Here is a 19,366-nt window from a genome sequence, read left to right as displayed (position 1 = left end):
GCACCGCCAACACGCCAGAGTCGAGGACCGCATCCGCGAACTCAAAGCCACCGGGCTGCGTAACCTGCCATGCCATTCCTTCTCGGCCAACGCCGGCTGGCTAGGAATCGTCCTGGCAGCCGTCGACCTCGTGGCCTGGGCCCGGCTCATCGGCTTTACCAACCATTCCGGCCTGGCCCGCACTGAGATCACCACATTCCGCTACCGGGTACTGCACGTCGCCGCCCGCATCACCCGCAGCGCCCGCCAGCTACGGCTGCATATCGACGCCACCTGGCGGTGGGCCTCAGCGATCGCGACCGCCTGGCAGACCATCCGCACCGCCTTCGACTAACCGACAACCCATCTGACCGACCGACCACGAAAGACCCACTGGACCTGGGAAAGCCCGCCCCACCCGGCTACACAGGACCACCCCAGCACGCCCCCGAACCGCAGAACCCAGCTCGCGACGCTTCACATCGCAAAGCTCGGCCCCCACCACCTTGGACGAAAAATCGAGGCTAGGTCAGTTTCGTGGGCCGACCTCGGCTACGGACCTGTCATTGCAGGTCGGGATCGTCTTGCCCATTTTGGGTAGTTTCTTCCCATTAGCACGTAGCTGAAGAAGTTCGCTTGGTTCCCGTTGACGCCATGGCGCATGTCGCACGCTACGCACGACACGGATTCAATTAAAAAGGTCAGAGGGGCTGATAACCCCTCTGACCTGTGGGGTGGCTGACGGGACTCGAACCCGCGACACCCAGGATCACAACCTGGTGCTCTACCAGCTGAACTACAGCCACCATGGCCGCGGGCCCGCCTTCGGGAGGGCTGACGAGCGGCGACGTCGATACTAGCCGGTCGGTGGCTCGGCGGCCGAATCGATTACTCCCGGGGGGTCGCCGGCGTCGCCGATGTCGGCGACGACCGCCTCGATTTCGCTGGTAGAGGGCCCGGGCGGGGGCACGAACGCGGTGCGCCGGTAGAACTTCAGCTCGCGGACGGACTCGTGGATGTCGGCCAGAGCGCGGTGGGAAAGCCCCTTGACCGGCTGCCCGAAGTAGATCCGCGGATACCAGCGCCGGCAGAGTTCTTTGATCGAGCTGACGTCGATCATGCGGTAGTGCAAGAACGCGTCCAGGGCCGGCATGTCGCGGGCGATGAACGCCCGGTCGGTGGCGATCGAGTTGCCCGCGAGCGGCGCCGTCTTGGGCTGCTTGACGTGCTTGCCGATGTACTCCATCACCATTGCCTCGGCGGTGGCCAGGTCGACCGTCGACGCCCGCACCTCGTCCGTCAGACCGGAGCGCGTATGCATTTCGGCGACCACGTCGACCATCGACGACAGCGCGGCCTCGTCGGCATGGATCACCACGTCGACTCCGTCGCCGAGCACGTTCAAGTCGGCGTCGGTGACCAACGCCGCGATTTCGATCAGCTTGTCCGACCCGAGGTCGAGCCCCGTCATCTCGCAGTCGATCCACACCAGTTCGTCGCGCACAGCGCTCACATTAGGCCCCGCATAGGCCCGTCCGCCGCTCCGCCCGGCAAGTAGGGTGAGCGGTGCCGAACCGCAGGGGGAACCACCCCGGGAGGAGGGGCGCTTCAGGATGAGCACCGAATCGGCGGCCGGTGGGCCTGACGGAGCCGCGCAACGGATCGCGAACGGCTACGCCGTCGACGGCCGGGCGCTGGAATTGGGCACGGTCGTCGTCGACGGCATCGCGGATCCGACCGCCCAGGTTCGCATCCCGCTGGCCACCATCAATCGGCACGGCCTGGTGGCCGGGGCGACGGGAACCGGGAAGACCAAGACACTGCAGTTGATCGCCGAACAGCTCAGCGCGGCCGGCGTGGCCGTGCTGATGGCCGACGTCAAGGGCGACCTCTCCGGTCTGGCCCGGCCCGGGGAGGCCAACGACAAGACCGCGGCCCGCGCGAGGGATACGGGTGACGACTGGGTGGGGACGGCCTTCCCCGTGGAGTTCTTGTCCCTGGGCACCGGGGGAGTCGGCGTGCCGGTGCGGGCGACGGTCGAAAGCTTCGGTCCGGTCTTGCTGTCAAAGGTGCTGGGCCTCAACGCGACTCAAGAGTCGACATTGGGCTTGATCTTCCACTGGGCCGGTGCGGCGAACCGGCCTCTGGTCACCCTGGACGACCTGCGCGGCGTCATCAGCCATTTGGCGAGCGACGAGGGCAAGGCCGAACTCAAGGAGCTGGGTGGGGTGTCGCCGACGACGGCCGGGGTCATCCTGCGGGCGCTGGTGAACCTCGGCGGGGAGGGCGGTGACACGTTCTTCGGTGAGCCGAAACTCGATCCGCAGGATCTGCTGCGCTCCGACGACCAGGGCCGCGGAGTCGTCTCCCTGCTGGAGTTCAGCGGCCAGTCGTTGCGTCCGGTGATCTTCTCGACCTTCCTGATGTGGTTGCTGGCGGACCTTTTCAAGACGTTGCCCGAGGTCGGTGACGTGGACACGCCCAAGCTGGTGTTCTTCTTCGACGAGGCGCACCTGCTTTTCGCCGACGCGTCAAAGGCCTTCCTCGAGCAGGTCGAACAGACGGTGAAGCTGATTCGCTCCAAGGGTGTGGGGGTGTTCTTCTGCACCCAGCTGCCCACCGACGTGCCCAACAACGTGCTGTCGCAGCTGGGCGCGCGGATTCAGCACGCGCTGCGAGCATTTACCCCCGACGACCAGCAGGCCCTGAGTAAGACGGTCCGCACCTACCCGAAAACCGATGTCTACGACCTGGAGTCGGCCCTCACGTCCCTGGGGATCGGGGAGGCCGTCGTCACCGTGCTCTCCGAGAAGGGGGCACCGACGCCGGTCGCGTGGACCCGGATGCGGGTGCCCCGCTCGCTGATGGCCTCGATCGGCACCGACACGATCGCGCAGACAGCAAAAGACAGTCCGCTGCAGGCGAAATACGGCCGAACGATCGAACAACCGGCCCCTCCCCAGGCCGGCCCGCGGAAGCAGGAGCGCCCCGGCCCGCAGCGGCCGCCGCAGGCTCAGTCCGGTTACCCGCCCGTGCCGCCGAACGACCCGGTGCCGCCCATGCCGGAGCCGGCGGAGCCCCAAGGCCCCGCCGTGTGGGAAGAGGTACTGAACAATCCGACCGTGAAGAGCGGTATCAACACGGCGATCCGCGAGATCACCAAGAACCTCTTCAACACCGGCCGGCGCCGCCGGAAGTGACTTACCCGCCGCCCAGCTTCTTGTAGAAGCTGCCGACGATGGGCGCGACGATCGCCCGGGGTGCGTATCCGCTGGCCACCGACATGGCCTTCGACGTCAGGCCCGGGACGACGCGCATCTTGTTGCGCGCCAGAGCATCCAGTGACACCTTGGCGGTGTGCTCGGTGGAGATCCAGAGGAAGTCCGGCACCAGTCGTTCCACGAGAGAGGCTTCGGTGTCGTCGGGCAGCTCGGTGCGCACCGGGCCCGGCGCCAGCAGCGTGACGTGTACGCCGGAGCCGCGCACCTCGCCGCGCAGCGATTCGCTGAAGGTGTTCACGAACGCCTTACTGGCCGCATAGGTGGCGTTGTAGGGAATCGGCGAATTCCCCGCCGCCGAGCCGGAAATCAGGATCCCGCCCGCCCCGCGCTTGACCATGCCAGGCAGCACCGCCAACGTAAGGTCGTGCACCCCAAGCACGTTCAACTGGACCTGAGCCTTTTCGACGGCCGGGTCGAGGCCCGCAACCGGGCCGAACGTTGCGGTGCCGGCGTTGGCGCACAATATCGAGATCGGGCGGGTGGCCAGTTCGTCGCACAGCCTCGCCCGTTCGCCCGGGTCGGCCAGATCGGTGGGTCGCACGTCGACGGCGACCCGATACTGGTCGGACAGCCGGGCGGCGAGCTCGTTGAGCAGGTCCTCGCGCCGCGCGGTGACGATCAGATTGTGGCCCCGGGCGGCGAGTTCGGTGGCGAGCGCTTCGCCGATGTTCTGCGAAGCTCCGGTGACGACGGCGCGCGCGTCCGGGCTAGGAGCGGGAATCGGCATGAGGCAATCGTAGACAGATGGGCGTGGTGGGCTGCGCGGGCGCGGGTGATCGCGAGGGCGGCGTAAGCCGGGCGAAGCGGGTCGCCCGCCAGACGAATTCGCGGGTGATCGCGAGGGCGGCGTAAGCCGGGCGAAGCGGGTCGCCCGCCAGACGAATTCGCGGGTGATCGCGAGGGCGGCGTAAGCCGGGCGAAGCGGGTCGCCCGCCAATTAAATACAGTGCCAACATGGGCCAGCCACAATCACGTTCGGTCACGCCGGTGCCGTCTCGCATCGTGGCGTGGGCGCTCTGGGACTGCGGCTCCACGGGCCTGAACGCCATCGTTGCGACGTTTGTCTTCTCCGTCTACCTGACCAGCAGCGTCGGGGCGGGTCTGTCCGGCGGCACCTCACCGGCCAGTTGGCTCGGGCGCGCGGCGGCGATCGCGGGGCTGACCGTCGCGCTGCTGGCGCCTCTCGTCGGCGTCTGGGTAGAGTCCCCGCACCGCAGGCGGGTGGTCCTGAGCGTGCTCACGGCCGTCGGTGTCGCGCTGACCTGCGGGATGTTCTTCATCCACGACCGCCCCGGCTATCTCGCCGCCGGCCTGGTGCTGCTCGCGGGCACGGCGGCGTGCGGCGACCTGGCTAGCGTCCCCTACAACGCGATGCTGCGTGAACTCTCGACGCCACAGACGGCGGGCCGCATCTCCGGCCTGGGCTGGGCCGCGGGCTACCTGGGCAGCGTCTTCCTGCTGCTGCTGATCTACACGGGGTTCATCTCCGGCAGCGGTCCCGCCCGCGGGCTGCTCGGGGTGCCCGCGCGGGACGGGCTTTACGTGCGAGAGGCGATGCTGCTGGCGGCGGCGTGGTTCGCGGTGCTGGCGCTGCCGTTGCTGCTGGTCGCGAACCGGATGCCCACGCCGGACGAGCCGCATCAGCGGACGAGCCTGCTGGGCGGCTACCGCAAGCTATGGACGGAGGTCGCCGCGGAGTGGCGCCGCGACCGCAACCTGGTCTACTTCCTCATCGCCAGTGCGCTCTTCCGCGACGGGCTGGCGGCGATCTTCGCGTTCGGTGCCGTGCTGGGTGTCAATGTGTACGGCATCTCACAGGCCGACGTGCTGGTCTTCGGTGTGGTCGCGAGCGTGGTGGCCGCCGTGGGTGCGGTGCTGGGCGGGTTCGTCGACCACCGGATCGGGTCGAAACCGGTGATCGTGGCGTCGCTCATCGCGATCATCGCCGCGGGGCTCACCCTGATGGCGCTGTCCGGCTCGGCGGCCTTCTGGGTGTGCGGGCTGTTGCTCGCGCTGTTCATCGGGCCGTCGCAGTCGTCGGCGCGGGCGCTGCTGTTGCAGATGGCCAAGCACGGTAGGGAGGGGGTCGCGTTCGGCCTGTACACCATGACCGGGCGGGCCGTCGCCTTCGTCGCGCCGTGGCTGTTCTCCGTCTTCGTCGACGCCTTCGGCGCCGTGCGCGCCGGCCTCGGCGGGATCTCGCTGGTGCTGATCGCCGGGCTGCTGGGGATGTTGATGGTCCGCGTTCCGGGGCGGGTCGCGGTGGCCGGACCGTCCTAGGCGCTACCCCCGGGCGTCGCAGATCGTCAGCCCGACCCCCACGCGCTGGCTCACCTGAACGCCGCCGATGGTGACCGAGCAGGTGACGTTGTGGCCGAAGTTCACGATTGTGACGTTTGCCGGGTGGATGGCCGACTTGGACAGGCTGACCTCTTTGCTCCACGGCAGCGCGACGTTGAACTCGGTCTGGACGACGTCGCCGGTCCCGATGTACATGATGCTGATGGCGCGGCCGTCGCCGTTGACGGTGTAGACGACGTCCTGCATGGCGCCGGGAACGGTGGATTGGCTGGGCGTCGGCGATTCGCTGGGCGTCGGCGTCGGCAGGTGGGTGCGCGACGGCGGTGTGGTGCGGATCGAGGGCGGCGGCGCAGGGAACTCGGAGGTCGGCTCGGGCATGGGGGGCAGGGGCGGCACGGCGGTCTGCTTCTTGATGGCGTCATTCGCCAGCACCAGCGCGATGACCAGGGCCACCACCAGGAAAAGGCCCACGCCCGCGACGATCCACAGCCAGCGGGGTGGCTTCGGGCCCCCCGGCGGCGCGGGGGCCGGACCGTCCGGTGTCGGCGCACCCGGGGGAGGGGCGTCCTGCTGCTGCCAGTACGCCGGCAATTGCTTGGTGTCGTTGGCGCCGGGCGTCCACTGCGGGGTGTAGTACGAGCTGTAGGTAGGCGCGTAGGGCGCTTGGTCGGCGTATGCCGGGTCAGCGATCGGCGGGTACCAGGGACCCTGCGGCCCGCTCGGCTCCGACCCCGCGAGAGGGAGACTTAACCGTTCGGGTCGACGTGGATCGTTCATGTCCACCTCATGGTTTGCAGGGTACCCGTGCGACACGCCTCAGCGGCGGCGCGCGGAGCCCCGGGTTTTCAGGGGCACCGGTTCCCGGCGCTCAACGCGGCGACGGTCATGGCGCGCATGACGGCGCGTGAACGCGCCGCCCGAGCGGGTTTGCTGCGCGCCTGGTCGGGGGACTTGAGGCTGTGCGGGGTGGAGTTCAGCAGTCCGAACACCGCGTGCGCCGAGAGCCGGGCGTCGGCCTCGGCCAGGTCGGGGTTGAGATCGCGCAGCGCATTCACCCAGACCTCGACGTATTGGCGCTGCGCTTTGCGCACCTGCTTCTCGGCCGCCTCGGGCAGGTACGCCAGGTCGCGGTCCTGGATGCGGATGAGGTCGGGCTCACCGAGCGCGAAGTCGAGGTGGAAGTCGATGAGGCCGTCCAGCGCCGCGGCGGCGTCGGCGTTGCTATCGCGCACCTGGCGGGCGCCCGCGAGCAGCCGGGTGCTGATGCCGACCAGCAATTCCACCAGCAGCGACTCCTTGTTGGGGAAGTGGCGGTAGATGGCCGGTCCGCTGACCCCGGCGGCCGCGCCGATGTCTTCGAGTCGCACGGCCAGGAAGCCGCGCTCGGCGAACAGCCGCTCGGCGGCGGACAGTAGTTGCAGGCGCCGGTCGGACTTCAGCCGGCTCCGCCGGTTGGGGGCGTCTGCGGGAGCGGGCCGGCTCTGGGGGGCGGGTGTCGTCATCGGTTAATCGTCACTAACTTAACACCGTCCGACCGCCTGCGGCGGTGTGGACGCGGCCGCGCGGACGGTGGTATTGTCGCACGAGTTAATCAACATTAACTGAATTCTAGACCGCCCCGACGGCAAGGAGGCTGCTGCGGCGATGGACATGGTCGTGGCGACGGCCGCCGAGGCGGTCGCCGACATCGCCGACGGTTCGTCCTTGGCGGTGGGGGGATTCGGCTTCTGCGGCGTCCCCGAGGCGTTGATCGCGGCGCTGGTCGCCACGGGCGTCGGCGACCTGGAGACCGTCTCCAACGACTGCGGCGGAAGCGGCGTCGGGCTGGTCCAGCTGTTGCGGCACAAGCGGATCCGCCGGGCCGTCGCCTCCTTTGTCGGCGACAACAAAGAATTCGCCCGCCAGTTCCCGGCCGGCGAACTCGAGGCGGAACTTATCCCGCGGGGCACCCCGGGCGTCGGCGCGGACGAGGTGCAGGCGAAAACCGAGCCGCCCCTGGTGGTGGCCACCGACGGGAGGCATGCGTGAGCTCATCTGTGATGACGGCGCCATTGTTCGCCGACGAGCACCGCCGGCTGGTGGACGAGCTGAACGCCAAGCTCGCCGCGGCGGCACTGGGGGGCAACGAACGCGCGCGGGAACGTCACGTGAGCCGCGGCAAGCTGCTGCCGCGCGAACGGGTCGACCGCCTGCTCGACCCCGGCAGCGCCTTCCTGGAGCTGTCCCCACTGGCCGCCGACGGCATGTACGGCGACGAGTCACCCGGAGCCGGGATCATCACCGGGATCGGCAGGGTGTCGGACCGCGAGTGCGTGATCGTCGCCAACGACGCGACGGTCAAAGGCGGCACCTACTACCCGATGACGGTCAAGAAGCATCTGCGCGCCCAGGAGATCGCGTTGCAGAACCGGCTGCCGTGCATCTACCTCGTCGACTCCGGCGGCGCCTTCCTGCCGCGGCAGGACGAGGTGTTTCCCGACCGCGAGCACTTCGGGCGGATCTTCTACAACCAGGCCACCATGAGCGCCAAGGGAATTCCCCAAGTGGCGGCGGTGCTGGGATCTTGCACGGCGGGCGGTGCGTACGTGCCGGCAATGAGCGACGAGGCCGTCATCGTCCGTGAGCAGGGCACGATCTTTCTGGGCGGTCCGCCGCTGGTCAAGGCGGCCACCGGCGAGGTCGTCTCGGCCGAGGAACTGGGCGGGGGTGACCTGCACTCGCGGATTTCCGGCGTCACCGACCACCTCGCCGATGACGACGAGCACGCGCTGCGCATCGTCCGCTCCATCGCGGCCACGCTCGCGCCGCGGGAGCGGGCGCCGTGGGAGGTGCGGGCGGCGTTGCAGCCCAAGCATTCCCAAGACGAACTCTACGATGTCGTGCCGCCCGACCCGCGGGTGCCCTACGACGTGCACGAGGTGATCGTGCGGTTGGTCGACGGCGGCGAATTCAGCGAATTCAAGGCAAACTACGGCAAGACCCTGGTGACCGCGTTCGCGCACATCCACGGCCACCCGGTCGGTATCGTCGCCAACAACGGCGTGCTCTTCAGCGAATCCGCGCTGAAGGGAGCGCATTTCATCGAGCTATGCGATAAGCGCCGGATCCCGCTGCTGTTCCTGCAGAACATCGCCGGCTTCATGGTGGGCCGCGACTACGAGGCCGGCGGCATCGCCAAGCACGGCGCCAAGATGGTGACCGCCGTCGCGTGCGCCCGGGTGCCCAAGCTCACCGTCGTGATCGGCGGATCCTATGGCGCGGGCAACTACTCGATGTGCGGGCGGGCGTATTCGCCCCGCTTCCTGTGGATGTGGCCGAACGCGCGGATCTCGGTCATGGGCGGCGAGCAGGCCGCGTCGGTGCTGGCGACCGTGCGCGGCGAGCAGCTCGGCGCGGCGGGCAAGCCGTGGTCGGCCGATGACGAGGAGGCGTTCAAGGCGCCCATCCGTGCGCAGTACGAGGAGCAGGGCAACCCGTACTACTCGACCGCCCGCCTGTGGGACGACGGCATCATCGACCCCGCCGATACCAGAACTGTTGTCGGCCTGGCTCTTTCGGTGTGCGCGCAAGCGCCGCTGGAGCCGGTCTCCTACGGCGTCTTCCGGATGTGAGGCTGATGTTCGACACCGTATTAGTGGCCAACCGCGGCGAGATCGCGGTGCGCGTCATCCGCACCCTGCGCCGGATGACCATCCGGTCGGTCGCGGTCTACAGCGATTCCGACGCCGGCGCGCGGCACATGCTCGAGGCCGACGAGGCCGTCCGGCTGGGGCCCGCCGCCGCGCGCGAGAGCTACCTCGCGATCGACAAGGTGCTCGATGCGGCCGCCCGCACCGGAGCCCAGGCGATCCACCCGGGTTACGGGTTCCTCTCGGAGAATGCGGCGTTCGCGGCCGCCTGTGAACGCGCCGGGGTGGTCTTCCTCGGCCCGCCGGCGCGGGCGATCGAGGTCATGGGCGACAAGATCACCGCCAAGACCGCCGTCGCCGCCTTCGACGTGCCGGTGGTGCCCGGTGTGGCCAAACCGGGGCTGAGCGACGACGACCTGGTGGCCGCGGCCGGCGAGGTCGGCTACCCCGTGCTGATCAAGCCGTCGGCGGGCGGTGGCGGCAAGGGCATGCGGCTGGTGAAAGACCCGTCCCGGCTGCGCGAGGCGCTGGTCAGCGCCCGCCGCGAGGCCGCGTCGGCCTTCGGCGACGACACCCTGTTCCTGGAGCGATTCGTGCTGCGGCCCAGGCACATCGAGGTTCAGGTACTCGCCGACACCCACGGCAACGTGGTGCACCTCGGCGAGCGCGAGTGCAGCCTTCAGCGCCGCCACCAGAAGGTCATCGAGGAGGCGCCCTCGCCGCTGCTCGATCCGCAGACCCGCGCGCGAATCGGGGCGGCGGCCTGCAACACCGCCCGCAGCGTCGACTACGTCGGCGCGGGCACGGTGGAGTTCATCGTCTCCGCCGACCACCCCGACGAGTTCTTCTTCATGGAGATGAACACCCGTCTGCAGGTGGAACATCCGGTCACCGAAGCCGTGACCGGGCTCGACCTGGTCGAGTGGCAGCTGAGGGTGGCCGCCGGCGAGAAGCTGGCGTTCGCCCAGGACGACATCGAATTGCGGGGGCATGCCATCGAGGCGCGAGTGTACGCCGAAGACCCGGCGCGCGGTTTCCTGCCCACCGGGGGCCGGGTGCTGCGCGTGGTCGAGCCGAGCGGGGATGGCGTCCGGGTCGATTCGTCGCTGCTGGCCGGCACGGTCGTCGGCAGCGACTACGACCCGATGCTTAGCAAGGTCATCGCGCACGGTGTCGACCGCGCCGAGGCACTCGCCAAACTCGATGGGGCGCTGTCCCGGACCGCGGTCCTCGGTGTGCAGACCAACATCGAGTTCCTGCGCTTCCTGCTGGCCGACGAGCGGGTGCGCGCCGGCGACCTGGACACGGCGCTGCTCGACGAGCGGCTGGCGGACTTCGCGCCCCTGGCGGCACCCGACGACGTGCTCGCCGCCGGCGGCCTCTACCGGCAATGGGCCCTGGCGTCGCGGGCGCACGGTGACCCCTGGTCCGCGCCATCCGGGTGGCGGGTCGGCGGCGTCGCGGCACCGGTGCGCACCGAGATGAACACCCCGCAGCGGACCGAGACGGTGTCGGTGTGGGGGCCGCCCGAGGCCGCGCGGGTGCGGCTCGGCGACGGTGAAACCCGCTGCGCCAGCGCGGGAGTGGCCGCGGGTCAGATGAGCGTGACGCTGGACGGGCTGCGCCGCGAATACCATTGCGCCGAGGCCGACCGGCATCTGTGGATCGCCGACGAGCGGGGCACGTGGCACCTGCGCGAGGCCGAGGAACACAAGATTCATCGCGCCTCGGGCGAGCGACAGGCGGAGATCGTCAGCCCGATGCCCGGCAGCGTCATCGCCGTCCAGGTCGCCGACGGCGGCGAGGTCGCCGAGGGCGACGTAGTGGTGGTCGTCGAGGCGATGAAGATGGAACACTCGCTGGCCGCGCCGTCTGCCGGGCAGCTTGAGGTTCTGGTGTCCGTCGGGGACCAAGTCAAAGTCGACCAGGTGTTGGCTCGAGTCAAGGATCAATCATGACCACAACAATCACTGCGGGCACCCTGCCCAAGGAGTACGCGGATCTCCGCGACACGGTCGCCGAGTTCGCGCGCACCGTGGTCGCGCCCGTGTCCGCCAAACACGATGAGGAACACAGCTTCCCGTACGAGGTCGTCGCCAAGATGGGCGAGATGGGTCTGTTCGGCCTGCCGTTCCCCGAGGAGTACGGCGGCATGGGCGGCGACTACTTCGCGCTGTCGCTGGCGCTCGAGGAACTCGGCAAGGTCGACCAATCGGTGGCCATCACGTTGGAGGCCGGCGTCGGCCTCGGCGCGATGCCGATCTACCGCTTCGGCACCGACGAGCAGAAGCAGAAGTGGCTTCCGGACCTGACGGCCGGCCGCGCGCTGGCCGGCTTCGGGCTCACGGAGCCGGGCGCCGGTTCCGACGCGGGCGCCACCCGCACCACTGCCCGGCTCGACGGCGGTGAGTGGGTGATCAACGGGAGCAAGCAGTTCATCACCAACTCGGGCACCGACATCACCTCGTTGGTCACCGTCACAGCGGTCACCGGAAGCCTGGCCGACGACAAGAAGGAGATCTCGACGATCATCGTGCCCAACGGCACAGCGGGATTCACGGTCGAGCCGGTCTACAACAAGGTGGGCTGGAATGCGTCGGACACCCACCCGTTGAGCTTCGACGACGCTCGCGTGCCGCAGGAGAACCTGCTGGGGGCGCGGGGGACGGGCTACGCCAACTTCCTGTCCATTCTCGACGAGGGCCGCATTGCGATCGCCGCGCTGGCCACCGGCGTCGCGCAGGGCTGCGTCGACGAAAGCGTTAAGTACGCCAAGGAACGCCAATCGTTCGGCCAGCCCATCGGCTCGTATCAGGCGATCAGCTTCAAGATCGCCCGCATGGAGGCCCGGGCCCACGTGGCCCGCACTGCGTACTACGACGCCGCCGCGAAGATGTTGGCGGGCAAGCCATTCAAGAAAGAGGCGGCGATCGCGAAGATGATCTCGTCGGAGGCGGCGATGGACAACGCCCGTGACGCCACCCAAATCCACGGCGGATACGGCTTCATGAACGAATACCCGGTGGCGCGCCACTACCGCGACAGCAAGATCCTCGAGATCGGTGAGGGAACCACCGAGGTGCAGTTGATGCTCATCGCGCGGTCGCTGGGGCTGCGATGAACGACAATTCAATTGTTCAGCGCGGCTTGTGGTTCGAGGAGTTCGAGATCGGGACGAAGTACCTGCACAGGCCGGGCCGCACGGTCACCGAAGCCGATAACGTGTTGTTCACCACGCTGACGATGAACACCCAGTCGCTGCACCTGGATGCGGCGTGGGCCGCCGAGCAGCCCGGTTTTCGAGGCGAGCGGCTGGTGAACTCGATGTTCACCCTCTCCACGCTGGTCGGCCTGTCGGTGTCGCAGCTGACGCTCGGCACGATCGTCGCCAACCTCGGCTTCTCCGAGGTGTCGTTCCCCAAGCCGGTCTTCCACGGCGACACCCTCTACGCCGAAACCGTGTGCACCGGCAAACGCGAGTCGAAGAGCCGGCCGGGGGAGGGCGTCGTCACCCTCGAGCACATCGGGCGCAACCAGCACGGCGACGTCATCGCGCGCGCGGTGCGCACCACCCTGGTGCAGAAGCGACCCGCCGGCGAGGAGCCCCGATGAACCTGCGCGGCGCCGGCCCGGCATGGCTGTTCTGCCCGGCCGACCGCCCGGAACGTTTCGCCAAGGCCGCGGCCACCGCCGATGTGGTGATCCTCGACCTCGAAGACGGTGTGGCGCCGGCGGACAAGGCCGCCGCGCGCGACGCGCTGCGGCAGACGCCGCTGGACCCGGAGCGCACGGTCGTGCGGATCAACGCCACCGACAGCGGTGAGCAGGCGCGCGACGTGGAGGCGCTGGCCGACACGTCGTACACGACGGTGATGCTGTCGAAGACCGAGTCGGCGCAGCAGGTCCGGGCGCTTGCGCCGCGCGACGTCGTCGCCCTGGTCGAAACGCCGCGGGGCGCTGTGTTCGCCACCGAAATCGCCGCCGCCGACGGAACCGTCGCGATGATGTGGGGTGCCGAGGACCTGGTGGCCACGCTCGGCGGCAGTTCCAGCCGGCGGGCCGACGGCACCTACCGCGACGTCGCCCGCCACGTGCGGTCGACGGTCCTGCTGGCGGCGTCCGCGCTCGGCCGCCTCGCGCTCGACGCCGTGCACCTGGACATCCGCGATCTCGACGGCCTGCGGGCCGAGGCCGACGATGCCGTGGCCGTCGGGTTCGACGGCACCGTCTGCATCCACCCGACGCAGGTCGCGGTGGTGCGCGACGCCTACCGGCCGAGCGACGAGAAGCTGGCGTGGGCGCGGCGCGTGCTCGACGCGGCCAAGGCCGAGCGGGGCGTGTTCGCCTTCGAAGGCCAGATGGTCGACTCGCCGGTGCTCAAGCACGCCGAGATGCTGGTGCGCCGGGCCGGGCGGGGCTGACGGGCGCGCCTTGGCGGGCGCGAGACGTAACTGGCTGCGACGTTTCCCGGCGTGTCGTGTGCGTGGTTTACGTGTCGCGAAGGGGTTGCGGGCCGACGCCTCGCCGACGCCGGCCGACGTGATTCGCTCATCGTGATTTCCCGCCTCGAAGCCGGGCCCGGGGCCGCGTGACGTGGCTTGCGTTGCGCGCCGGCGGTCTTCCAGTACCTTGCTTATCTGTAAGACGCGCTAACTATCCGCGGTAGTGAGGCCGTCCGCGCACAACATCTCGGAGCGTCATGGACAACCGGTACTTCCCGCTGGTCGTTGCGGTCATCATGCTCGCACTCGGGTTGACGCTTACCGTCGACGACTTCAAGCGGGCCGCCACGCTGCGACGGCCCCTGCTAGTCGCGCTGGTCTGCCAGGTCTTGATCCTGCCGATCTTGTGCCTGCTGATCGCCGAGGCCTCCCACCTTCCGCCGACGCTGGCGGTCGGGCTGATGCTGATGGCCGCCACGCCGGGCGGGACGATGGCCAACGTCCTGAGCCATCTGTTCAACGGGGACCTGGCCCTGAACCTCACGCTGACCGCGATCAACGCCGTGCTCTCCATCTTCGCCCTGCCCGCGATCCTGGCGGTATCGCTGACCTGGTTCCTCGGCGAGGGACGGTTCCTTCCGCTGCAGCTCGACAAGTTCCTGGCGATCTTCGGGCTCGTGCTGGTGCCCACGGCGGTCGGGGTGGCTCTGCGCCACAGGTTCCCCGAGCTGGCCAGGCGGCTGCAGAAGCCGGTGCGAATAGCCGCGGTGGCGCTCCTGGTGCTCGCGATCCTGGCGGCGATCGCCGGCGGAAAGACGACGGTGTGGAACAACTTCGGCGTCCTCGTCGGGGCCGTCGCGGCGTTCTGCGCCGCGAGCCTGAGCGTCGGCTACCTGGTGCCCCGCTGGATGCGTCTGGCGCCGCGCCAGTCCGTCGCCGTCAGCCTGGAGATCGGGATGCACAACGCCGTGGTGGCCATGGGCGTGGCGCTGAGCCCCCAGCTGCTGAACAGCGTCGAGATGGCGACGCCGGCCGCCGTTTACGGCGCCGTGGCGCCCCTGATTGCCCTGACGTTCGTCTTCGCTGCCCGGCGCCTGGACCCCGCGTATCGCGCCGTCGCCCGCAACGAGGCCGCCGCTTAGCGACGTCGCGCCGCGGCCAGTCGGCTGACGAATTCGGGGGACTGGATCGAGTGGGCCTGCGGGCCCAGCTCGGTGCGCATGGCGTGCTCATGCTGTTGGTTGTCCAGCGACCCAGGGGCCGCGGTGGCGCGCATGGTGGCCTTGGTGGCCAGGACCACCGCGCGCGGGGCCGCCGCGGGACCGGCGGCCAGTTCCAGCGCCGCGGCGACGGGGTCGTCGGCGACGCTGAGCGCCAGGCCATGCCGGACGGCGGCCTCGGCGTCGAAACGCATCCCGAACAGCAGGGCGGCGCGGGCAACCAGCGGGCCCACCGCCCGCTGCAGCATCCAGGTGGCGCCCCCGCCGGGATGCAGCCCCAGCTTCTGGAAGCGGGCGTCGAACAGCGCGGCCCGGCCGGCGATGCGCACATCCGCGGCCAATGCGAGGTTGAGCCCCGCACCGACGGCCGCGCCGTTGACCGCGGCGATGGTGGGCAGCCGGCAGCCGCCCACGGCCATGAATCCGTCGTAGAGCTGCTGCAGCCCGGTCTCGGCGGCCCCGGCGCCCGCGGCGCCGAGGGCGGCCAGATCGGCGCCGGCGCAGAATGCCTTGCCCGCCCCCGTGACCACCACGGCGTGTACGCCCGTGTCGTCCTCGGCCCGCTCGACGGCGGCGCGCAGCCGGGCCGAGATCTCCGCCGTCACCGCGTTGCGCCGATCGGGGTCGTTGACGGTAATGAGCGCGACGCGGTTTTTAACCGCATACAGGACGGGGTCGGTTTCGGCCATCGGGCACCTCCGGGTTAGCTGCGTGCTCCGGGTGGGACCCGCCTAACGCTACGTGCCGGTGTCACCGGCTTGGACGCCAGCGTCCATCTTGTGATTTGGCTAAGTGGCGCAACGGTTTTCGCCTTGCGCCGTGGGGAATTCAGGACGTAGGGTTCGCGCATGACGAGACCATTCCGCTCGGCCGATCGAGACCTCCCGATCCGGGAAGGTGACGTCATCCCGGCCAAGTACAAGCTGCTGATGGCGATGGCCGCCGCGTCGGGGGACGGTGTCGGAGCGTTCGCCGCCGACGCGCGCGCCGCGGGCGCCTCGGACGCCGAGATCGCCGACGCGCTGCGCGTCAGGCACGCGCTCGGGCGCCCGCGCGCTCCCCGGGGGCGACGGGCCGCCCGCATCGGCGGGGTGCGGGCCGCGGCGGCCGCCTGCTGCGTGTTGCTGGTCGCCATCGTCGCGACCGTCGGGAGCGCCACGCCGGGCACCGCCGACCCGTGCGCCGACGTCGGTGCGGCCGCCTTGGCGGGTTGCGGCGGCCCCGTCCAGGACGGCCCGCCCCGGCCGGCGTGGCTCGGGGCGATCGAGCAGCGTGATCCGCAATTCGTCGAGTCCTACCTGCCGATGCGCCAGCGCATCCTGGGCGACGGGGCCATTCCGTCCAAGTACAAGCTGCTCATCGGGATGGTCACCGACGCGATCGCCGCCCACCCGGACGGCGTCAAGGGGCTCGCCGACAATGCCCGCGGCGCCGGCGCGTCGGAGGCCGAGATCACCGAGGCGGTCGAGGTCGGCTACCTGTTCGGCGGCACCGCGGCGCTGGTGATGGGCGCCAACGCGTTCAAGGGCTGACCGACGGCCGCGTCCTTCGGGTTTGCCCGGCGGCACCCCAAGAATCTGTTGAGAATCCGCTAAGCGGCTCTGCCGATGCTCGAGTCAGTCCACCGACGTCGACACGAGGAGCGCCCCCATGACCGCCGCGGCAGCGAGCAAGAGGACCCACAGAAAGCTCGGCTACCTGAGGTTGGCGCTGGTCCTCGTCCCCACCGCCGTCCTCGTCCTTCTCGGGATCGGCGTTGCGCAGGCCACCGCGCCCTCGGCGGGTGGGCCGTGCTCGGTGCGCAACGCGACCACGCGGGACGCCAGCGGGCACACCATGTGGTGCAGCCCCGTAGCGGGCGGGCATCACGTGGTGTGGCACCACGCGCCGGCCGCCTAGCGTGCGGGCCGCGTCGGGTCGCACTTTGTTTGCTGTGTCGCGCGCGGGGCGGCGACGGGCGACAATGTGTTCCTTCGCGGTAACCTGCCCACAACGGAGCAGCGCAGGAGGGAGGGTCGGGGTAGCCCATGAAGAGACGAGCAGCGGTCGCGATCGCCGTGGGTGCGGCATTCGCCGCGGCGCCGATCGCGCACGCCGATGACCCGTGGATTGCGCTGGCGATTTCGGACTCGACCGGGCAGCTCAAGTACACGTTCTCGGGAACGAGCCAGAACGACGCCCAGCAGACGGTAATGAAGGAATGCCGCAAGACGGTCAGCGATTGCCGCCTGTTGGCCAGCGGGCAGGGCGGTTGCGTGGCCATCGCCGTGCCGCCCGCGAACACCCGATACTTCGGCGGCTGGGGCCCGACGCGCGAGGACGCTGAGGCCGCGGCGCAGGCGAATTCCCGTGGCGGGACGGTCCAGAAGGATCACACCCACTGTCTGGGCGATCCCGGGAACTCGTGAATCGGCGCCTGCCCGAGTGTGTCCAAGAAGGCGGTGAGCGCCGCGGCGCCCTGGGCGGGGTCCTCGACCATCCACCAGTGTCCTGGTCCCTCCAACACCTCGGTGCGGGCGCCGGCCGGGTGCGCCGCCCGGCGGCGGAGATCATAGGAGCCGACGTAGGTGTTCTCGGTGGCCAGTAGCGACAGGCCCCGGCGTTCTCCAGGTCGCGGCCGGCCTCGGCCATGGCAGGCTGGCGCGCCGAACGGTAAAGCGACAGGATCGCGCGGCCCAGCTCCGGGATTTGGGCCGCGGCGATCGCGGTCGCGATCTCCATCGGGATGCCGAATCCGGCGAGCTGGGGCCGCGCGGTCCTCGACCGTCCCGCCCATCATGGCGTCCACCAGCTGCTCGCCCGGATCCGGCGTCTGCCAGACCTGGGCGAGTACGTGCCAGGCGTACTCGGCATCGAACACCCCGACGATGTCAATGACCCAGCTACGCACCAGCTCCGAAGCGTTATCAGAAGCGTTGGGGGCGGCCTAATCGGGTAAGGCCGGCGTTCCCGGGCCCGATGGGGGGCAGGAAGCCGTGCGTCGGCCGAAAGCAAATGCGTCCCCGGGGTGACCCGAAGGGGCGGACCGGCGTTTAGCAACCGCCGCCAGCCCGTTCGTTCGCCTGTCTTTCCTGCGTTGTGCCCCAACGTGTTCGACCAATTTACAGTTCAATTGAACGCACTTGGATTACGGTCTACTCGCGGACATCGTCGATGAATAGCGCCTTGTGGCGGCGTCCCGACAGCGCTCGAAATTGGCTGCATTGATGCACCGGTTAAAGGGAGTCGAGATGAGGTTCAAGGGTCCTCGCCTTGGCGCCGCGATATTGGGATGTATTGCGGCATTGGTCTTTCCTTCTGCGTTTGCCGTCGCTGACCCGCCTGACCCTCATCAGCCGGACATGACGAAGGGCTACTGCCCGGGCGGCCGGTGGGGCTGGGGTCAGTTGGCGGTGTGTGACGGCGAGAAGTACCCCGACGGGTCGTTCTGGCACCAGTGGATGAAGACCTACATCGTCGGCCCGCAGTTCTACTACGACTGCGTCGGCGGCGACGAGCCTCTGCCTGGTCCGCCCCCGCCCGGCGGCTGCGGCGGGGCGATCCCGGCCGACCAGCCTCCGCCCCCGCCCTAATTCGGCTGTGATCCGGGCTACCCGAAGTAAGTTCAGCTCGGTTGTGACGCGTTGCGATGTCCAGAAGCTGGACCGTCGTCGAAGCGCTGCCTCGACTCGCAAGCACTTAAGCGCGAATAACCGAGCATAAGGCCGTGACCTCCGCACTGTTGAAGCGCCATCCTTGCTAGTGCATGGCTTTCCAAGCATAAGGAGGCGCATGGCCGCCCCAAGGAGGAGTAAACGCCGTCGCGATAGCCCTATGCCTGATTTAGCACGCATAGGGGAGACGATCGTTGATCGGCGTATGGCGCTGCGGCTCACTCAACAAACTCTTGCCGACCTGGCTGGCGTGTCGCGTTCCAGTGTCCAGGCACTTGAGAAAAGTAACGGCTCAACCAGGATCGGATCAGTCTTCGAGATCGCTGAGGTGTTGGGCCTTCGCCTAGATGTAAGCGTTATGAGTGAATGACGAATCCAGGCGGACGCGATCTGCGCGAAATCACTAATGGAGATGTCTACATCAACGATCACCGCGCAGGCCGCCTGGCGCGAGAACCGGGAGACAACGTCAGCGTTGACTACATCGACGATGGGCACTTCAGAGCAGCTTGTTCGGTCGGGAAATGCCCGCGGGCGCAGATAGCGCGCCGGTAGCGGGCGTTGATTGACGCCACGGCGTTGGTGCTGCAGATGAACCAGCTCTACCGAGTCGGGTGTGACAGGATCTGAGCTGTCCAGATTCTGGCCAGCGCCCCCAAGATGCGAGCGTGCTGAATTTCTGGGCATCGAGTACCGGTCTTCCAAACTGATTACGCGGGTTCGATGCTCAGTCGGCGCTGAGGGCGAAGAAGATGAAGCATGGGCTGTGCCGACGGTCACGTAATTCCCCAGGGGCTGCCGTCACGTAATTCCTCGTGTTGGGGCCCTGCTCGGCTGAGGGTAGCGGGTGGTGTGACGGCT

At 68.9% G+C, this 19,366-nt stretch carries 19 protein-coding genes, 1 tRNA gene and 3 pseudogenes; 15 read left to right on the top strand and 8 right to left on the bottom strand.

The window, feature by feature from the left end:
* On the top strand, positions 1 to 334 hold a 334-nt coding region (locus tag SKC42_RS26930; RefSeq protein WP_330967285.1), incomplete at its 5' end, for a transposase.
* A 375-nt stretch (positions 335 to 709) separates the two neighbouring features.
* Here the strand turns inward: SKC42_RS26930 and SKC42_RS26925 are convergent.
* Positions 710 to 785 (bottom strand) — tRNA-His (locus SKC42_RS26925).
* Between the two features lie 50 nt (positions 786 to 835).
* Positions 836 to 1,483: an oligoribonuclease gene (orn, locus tag SKC42_RS26920; RefSeq protein WP_330967284.1), complete on the bottom strand. Its 648-nt coding sequence runs from the start codon at positions 1,481 to 1,483 to the stop codon at positions 836 to 838.
* A 109-nt stretch (positions 1,484 to 1,592) separates the two neighbouring features.
* Between orn and SKC42_RS26915 the strand changes: the two genes are divergently transcribed.
* Positions 1,593 to 3,179 carry a helicase HerA-like domain-containing protein gene (locus tag SKC42_RS26915; RefSeq protein ID WP_330967283.1) on the top strand — a complete coding sequence of 529 codons (1,587 nt, stop codon included), beginning with the start codon at positions 1,593 to 1,595 and terminating at the stop codon, positions 3,177 to 3,179.
* A 1-nt stretch (position 3,180) separates the two neighbouring features.
* Here the strand turns inward: SKC42_RS26915 and cmrA are convergent, their stop codons facing one another.
* Complete coding sequence (gene cmrA, locus SKC42_RS26910) at positions 3,181 to 3,987, bottom strand: mycolate reductase (protein ID WP_330967282.1); 807 nt, start codon at positions 3,985 to 3,987, stop codon at positions 3,181 to 3,183.
* Positions 3,988 to 4,214: 227 nt separating this feature from the next.
* Between cmrA and SKC42_RS26905 the strand changes: the two genes are divergently transcribed.
* Positions 4,215 to 5,540, top strand: coding sequence for an MFS transporter (locus tag SKC42_RS26905; protein ID WP_330967281.1), 1,326 nt, complete (start codon positions 4,215 to 4,217; stop codon positions 5,538 to 5,540).
* Between the two features lie 3 nt (positions 5,541 to 5,543).
* Here the strand turns inward: SKC42_RS26905 and SKC42_RS26900 are convergent, their stop codons facing one another.
* On the bottom strand, positions 5,544 to 6,338 hold the full coding sequence (locus SKC42_RS26900) for an MmpS family transport accessory protein (protein ID WP_330967280.1): 795 nt from the start codon (positions 6,336 to 6,338) through the stop codon (positions 5,544 to 5,546).
* Positions 6,339 to 6,406: 68 nt separating this feature from the next.
* On the bottom strand, positions 6,407 to 7,063 hold the full coding sequence (locus SKC42_RS26895) for an SACE_7040 family transcriptional regulator (protein ID WP_330967279.1): 657 nt from the start codon (positions 7,061 to 7,063) through the stop codon (positions 6,407 to 6,409).
* Between the two features lie 142 nt (positions 7,064 to 7,205).
* Between SKC42_RS26895 and SKC42_RS26890 the strand changes: the two are divergent.
* From SKC42_RS26890 to SKC42_RS26860, 7 genes and pseudogenes are all read left to right on the top strand, one after another.
* Positions 7,206 to 7,511 (top strand): annotated as a pseudogene (locus SKC42_RS26890) (CoA-transferase); the annotation flags it as partial.
* 89 nt (positions 7,512 to 7,600) lie between these two features.
* Positions 7,601 to 9,172, top strand: coding sequence for a carboxyl transferase domain-containing protein (locus SKC42_RS26885; protein WP_330967286.1), 1,572 nt, complete (start codon positions 7,601 to 7,603; stop codon positions 9,170 to 9,172).
* A gap of 5 nt (positions 9,173 to 9,177) precedes the next feature.
* Positions 9,178 to 11,148, top strand: a complete 1,971-nt coding sequence (locus SKC42_RS26880) for an acetyl/propionyl/methylcrotonyl-CoA carboxylase subunit alpha (RefSeq protein WP_330967278.1) — start codon at positions 9,178 to 9,180, stop codon at positions 11,146 to 11,148.
* Positions 11,145 to 12,311, top strand: a complete 1,167-nt coding sequence (locus SKC42_RS26875) for an acyl-CoA dehydrogenase family protein (RefSeq protein WP_330967277.1) — start codon at positions 11,145 to 11,147, stop codon at positions 12,309 to 12,311. The genes SKC42_RS26880 and SKC42_RS26875 overlap by 4 nt, the downstream gene beginning before the upstream one ends.
* Positions 12,308 to 12,802 carry a MaoC family dehydratase gene (locus SKC42_RS26870; protein WP_330967276.1) on the top strand — a complete coding sequence of 165 codons (495 nt, stop codon included), beginning with the start codon at positions 12,308 to 12,310 and terminating at the stop codon, positions 12,800 to 12,802. Before SKC42_RS26875 ends, SKC42_RS26870 begins: the two co-directional genes overlap by 4 nt.
* Positions 12,799 to 13,611 (top strand): HpcH/HpaI aldolase/citrate lyase family protein, encoded by an 813-nt coding sequence (locus tag SKC42_RS26865; protein ID WP_330967275.1) that lies wholly within the window; start codon positions 12,799 to 12,801, stop codon positions 13,609 to 13,611. Before SKC42_RS26870 ends, SKC42_RS26865 begins: the two co-directional genes overlap by 4 nt.
* 278 nt (positions 13,612 to 13,889) lie before the next feature.
* Positions 13,890 to 14,774, top strand: coding sequence for a bile acid:sodium symporter family protein (locus SKC42_RS26860; protein ID WP_330967274.1), 885 nt, complete (start codon positions 13,890 to 13,892; stop codon positions 14,772 to 14,774).
* Here the strand turns inward: SKC42_RS26860 and SKC42_RS26855 are convergent.
* On the bottom strand, positions 14,771 to 15,541 hold the full coding sequence (locus SKC42_RS26855) for an enoyl-CoA hydratase (RefSeq protein WP_330967273.1): 771 nt from the start codon (positions 15,539 to 15,541) through the stop codon (positions 14,771 to 14,773). The genes SKC42_RS26860 and SKC42_RS26855 overlap by 4 nt on opposite strands.
* A gap of 159 nt (positions 15,542 to 15,700) precedes the next feature.
* On the opposite strand from SKC42_RS26855, the gene SKC42_RS26850 reads away from it, so the two are divergent.
* The 3 genes from SKC42_RS26850 to SKC42_RS26840 all read left to right on the top strand — a co-directional run bounded on the left by SKC42_RS26850 (position 15,701) and on the right by SKC42_RS26840 (position 17,260).
* On the top strand, positions 15,701 to 16,384 hold the full coding sequence (locus SKC42_RS26850) for a carboxymuconolactone decarboxylase family protein (protein ID WP_330967272.1): 684 nt from the start codon (positions 15,701 to 15,703) through the stop codon (positions 16,382 to 16,384).
* A gap of 118 nt (positions 16,385 to 16,502) precedes the next feature.
* Positions 16,503 to 16,751, top strand: a complete 249-nt coding sequence (locus SKC42_RS26845; protein WP_330967271.1) for a hypothetical protein — start codon at positions 16,503 to 16,505, stop codon at positions 16,749 to 16,751.
* Between the two features lie 128 nt (positions 16,752 to 16,879).
* A complete protein-coding gene (locus tag SKC42_RS26840; protein WP_330967270.1) occupies positions 16,880 to 17,260 on the top strand; it encodes a DUF4189 domain-containing protein in 381 nt (126 codons plus the stop codon).
* On the opposite strand, the pseudogene SKC42_RS26835 reads toward SKC42_RS26840, so the two are convergent.
* Positions 17,224 to 17,748, bottom strand: a pseudogene (locus tag SKC42_RS26835) (alpha/beta fold hydrolase); the annotation flags it as partial. The gene SKC42_RS26840 and the pseudogene SKC42_RS26835 overlap by 37 nt on opposite strands.
* A 334-nt stretch (positions 17,749 to 18,082) precedes the next feature.
* On the opposite strand from SKC42_RS26835, the gene SKC42_RS26830 reads away from it, so the two are divergent.
* Positions 18,083 to 18,424: a hypothetical protein gene (locus SKC42_RS26830; RefSeq protein ID WP_330967269.1), complete on the top strand. Its 342-nt coding sequence runs from the start codon at positions 18,083 to 18,085 to the stop codon at positions 18,422 to 18,424.
* Positions 18,425 to 18,623: 199 nt separating this feature from the next.
* Positions 18,624 to 18,875, top strand: a complete 252-nt coding sequence (locus SKC42_RS26825) for a helix-turn-helix domain-containing protein (RefSeq protein WP_442932280.1) — start codon at positions 18,624 to 18,626, stop codon at positions 18,873 to 18,875.
* Between the two features lie 124 nt (positions 18,876 to 18,999).
* Here the strand turns inward: SKC42_RS26825 and SKC42_RS26820 are convergent.
* Positions 19,000 to 19,098: pseudogene (locus tag SKC42_RS26820) on the bottom strand (transposase); the annotation flags it as partial.
* Between the last annotated feature and the right edge of the window lie 268 nt (positions 19,099 to 19,366).

This window comes from Mycobacterium sp. 050134 (assembly GCF_036409085.1).
Taxonomy (GTDB): domain Bacteria; phylum Actinomycetota; class Actinomycetes; order Mycobacteriales; family Mycobacteriaceae; genus Mycobacterium.
The sequence above is the reverse complement of the archived record's forward strand: the minus strand, read 5'-3'. Positions and strand labels throughout refer to the sequence as shown.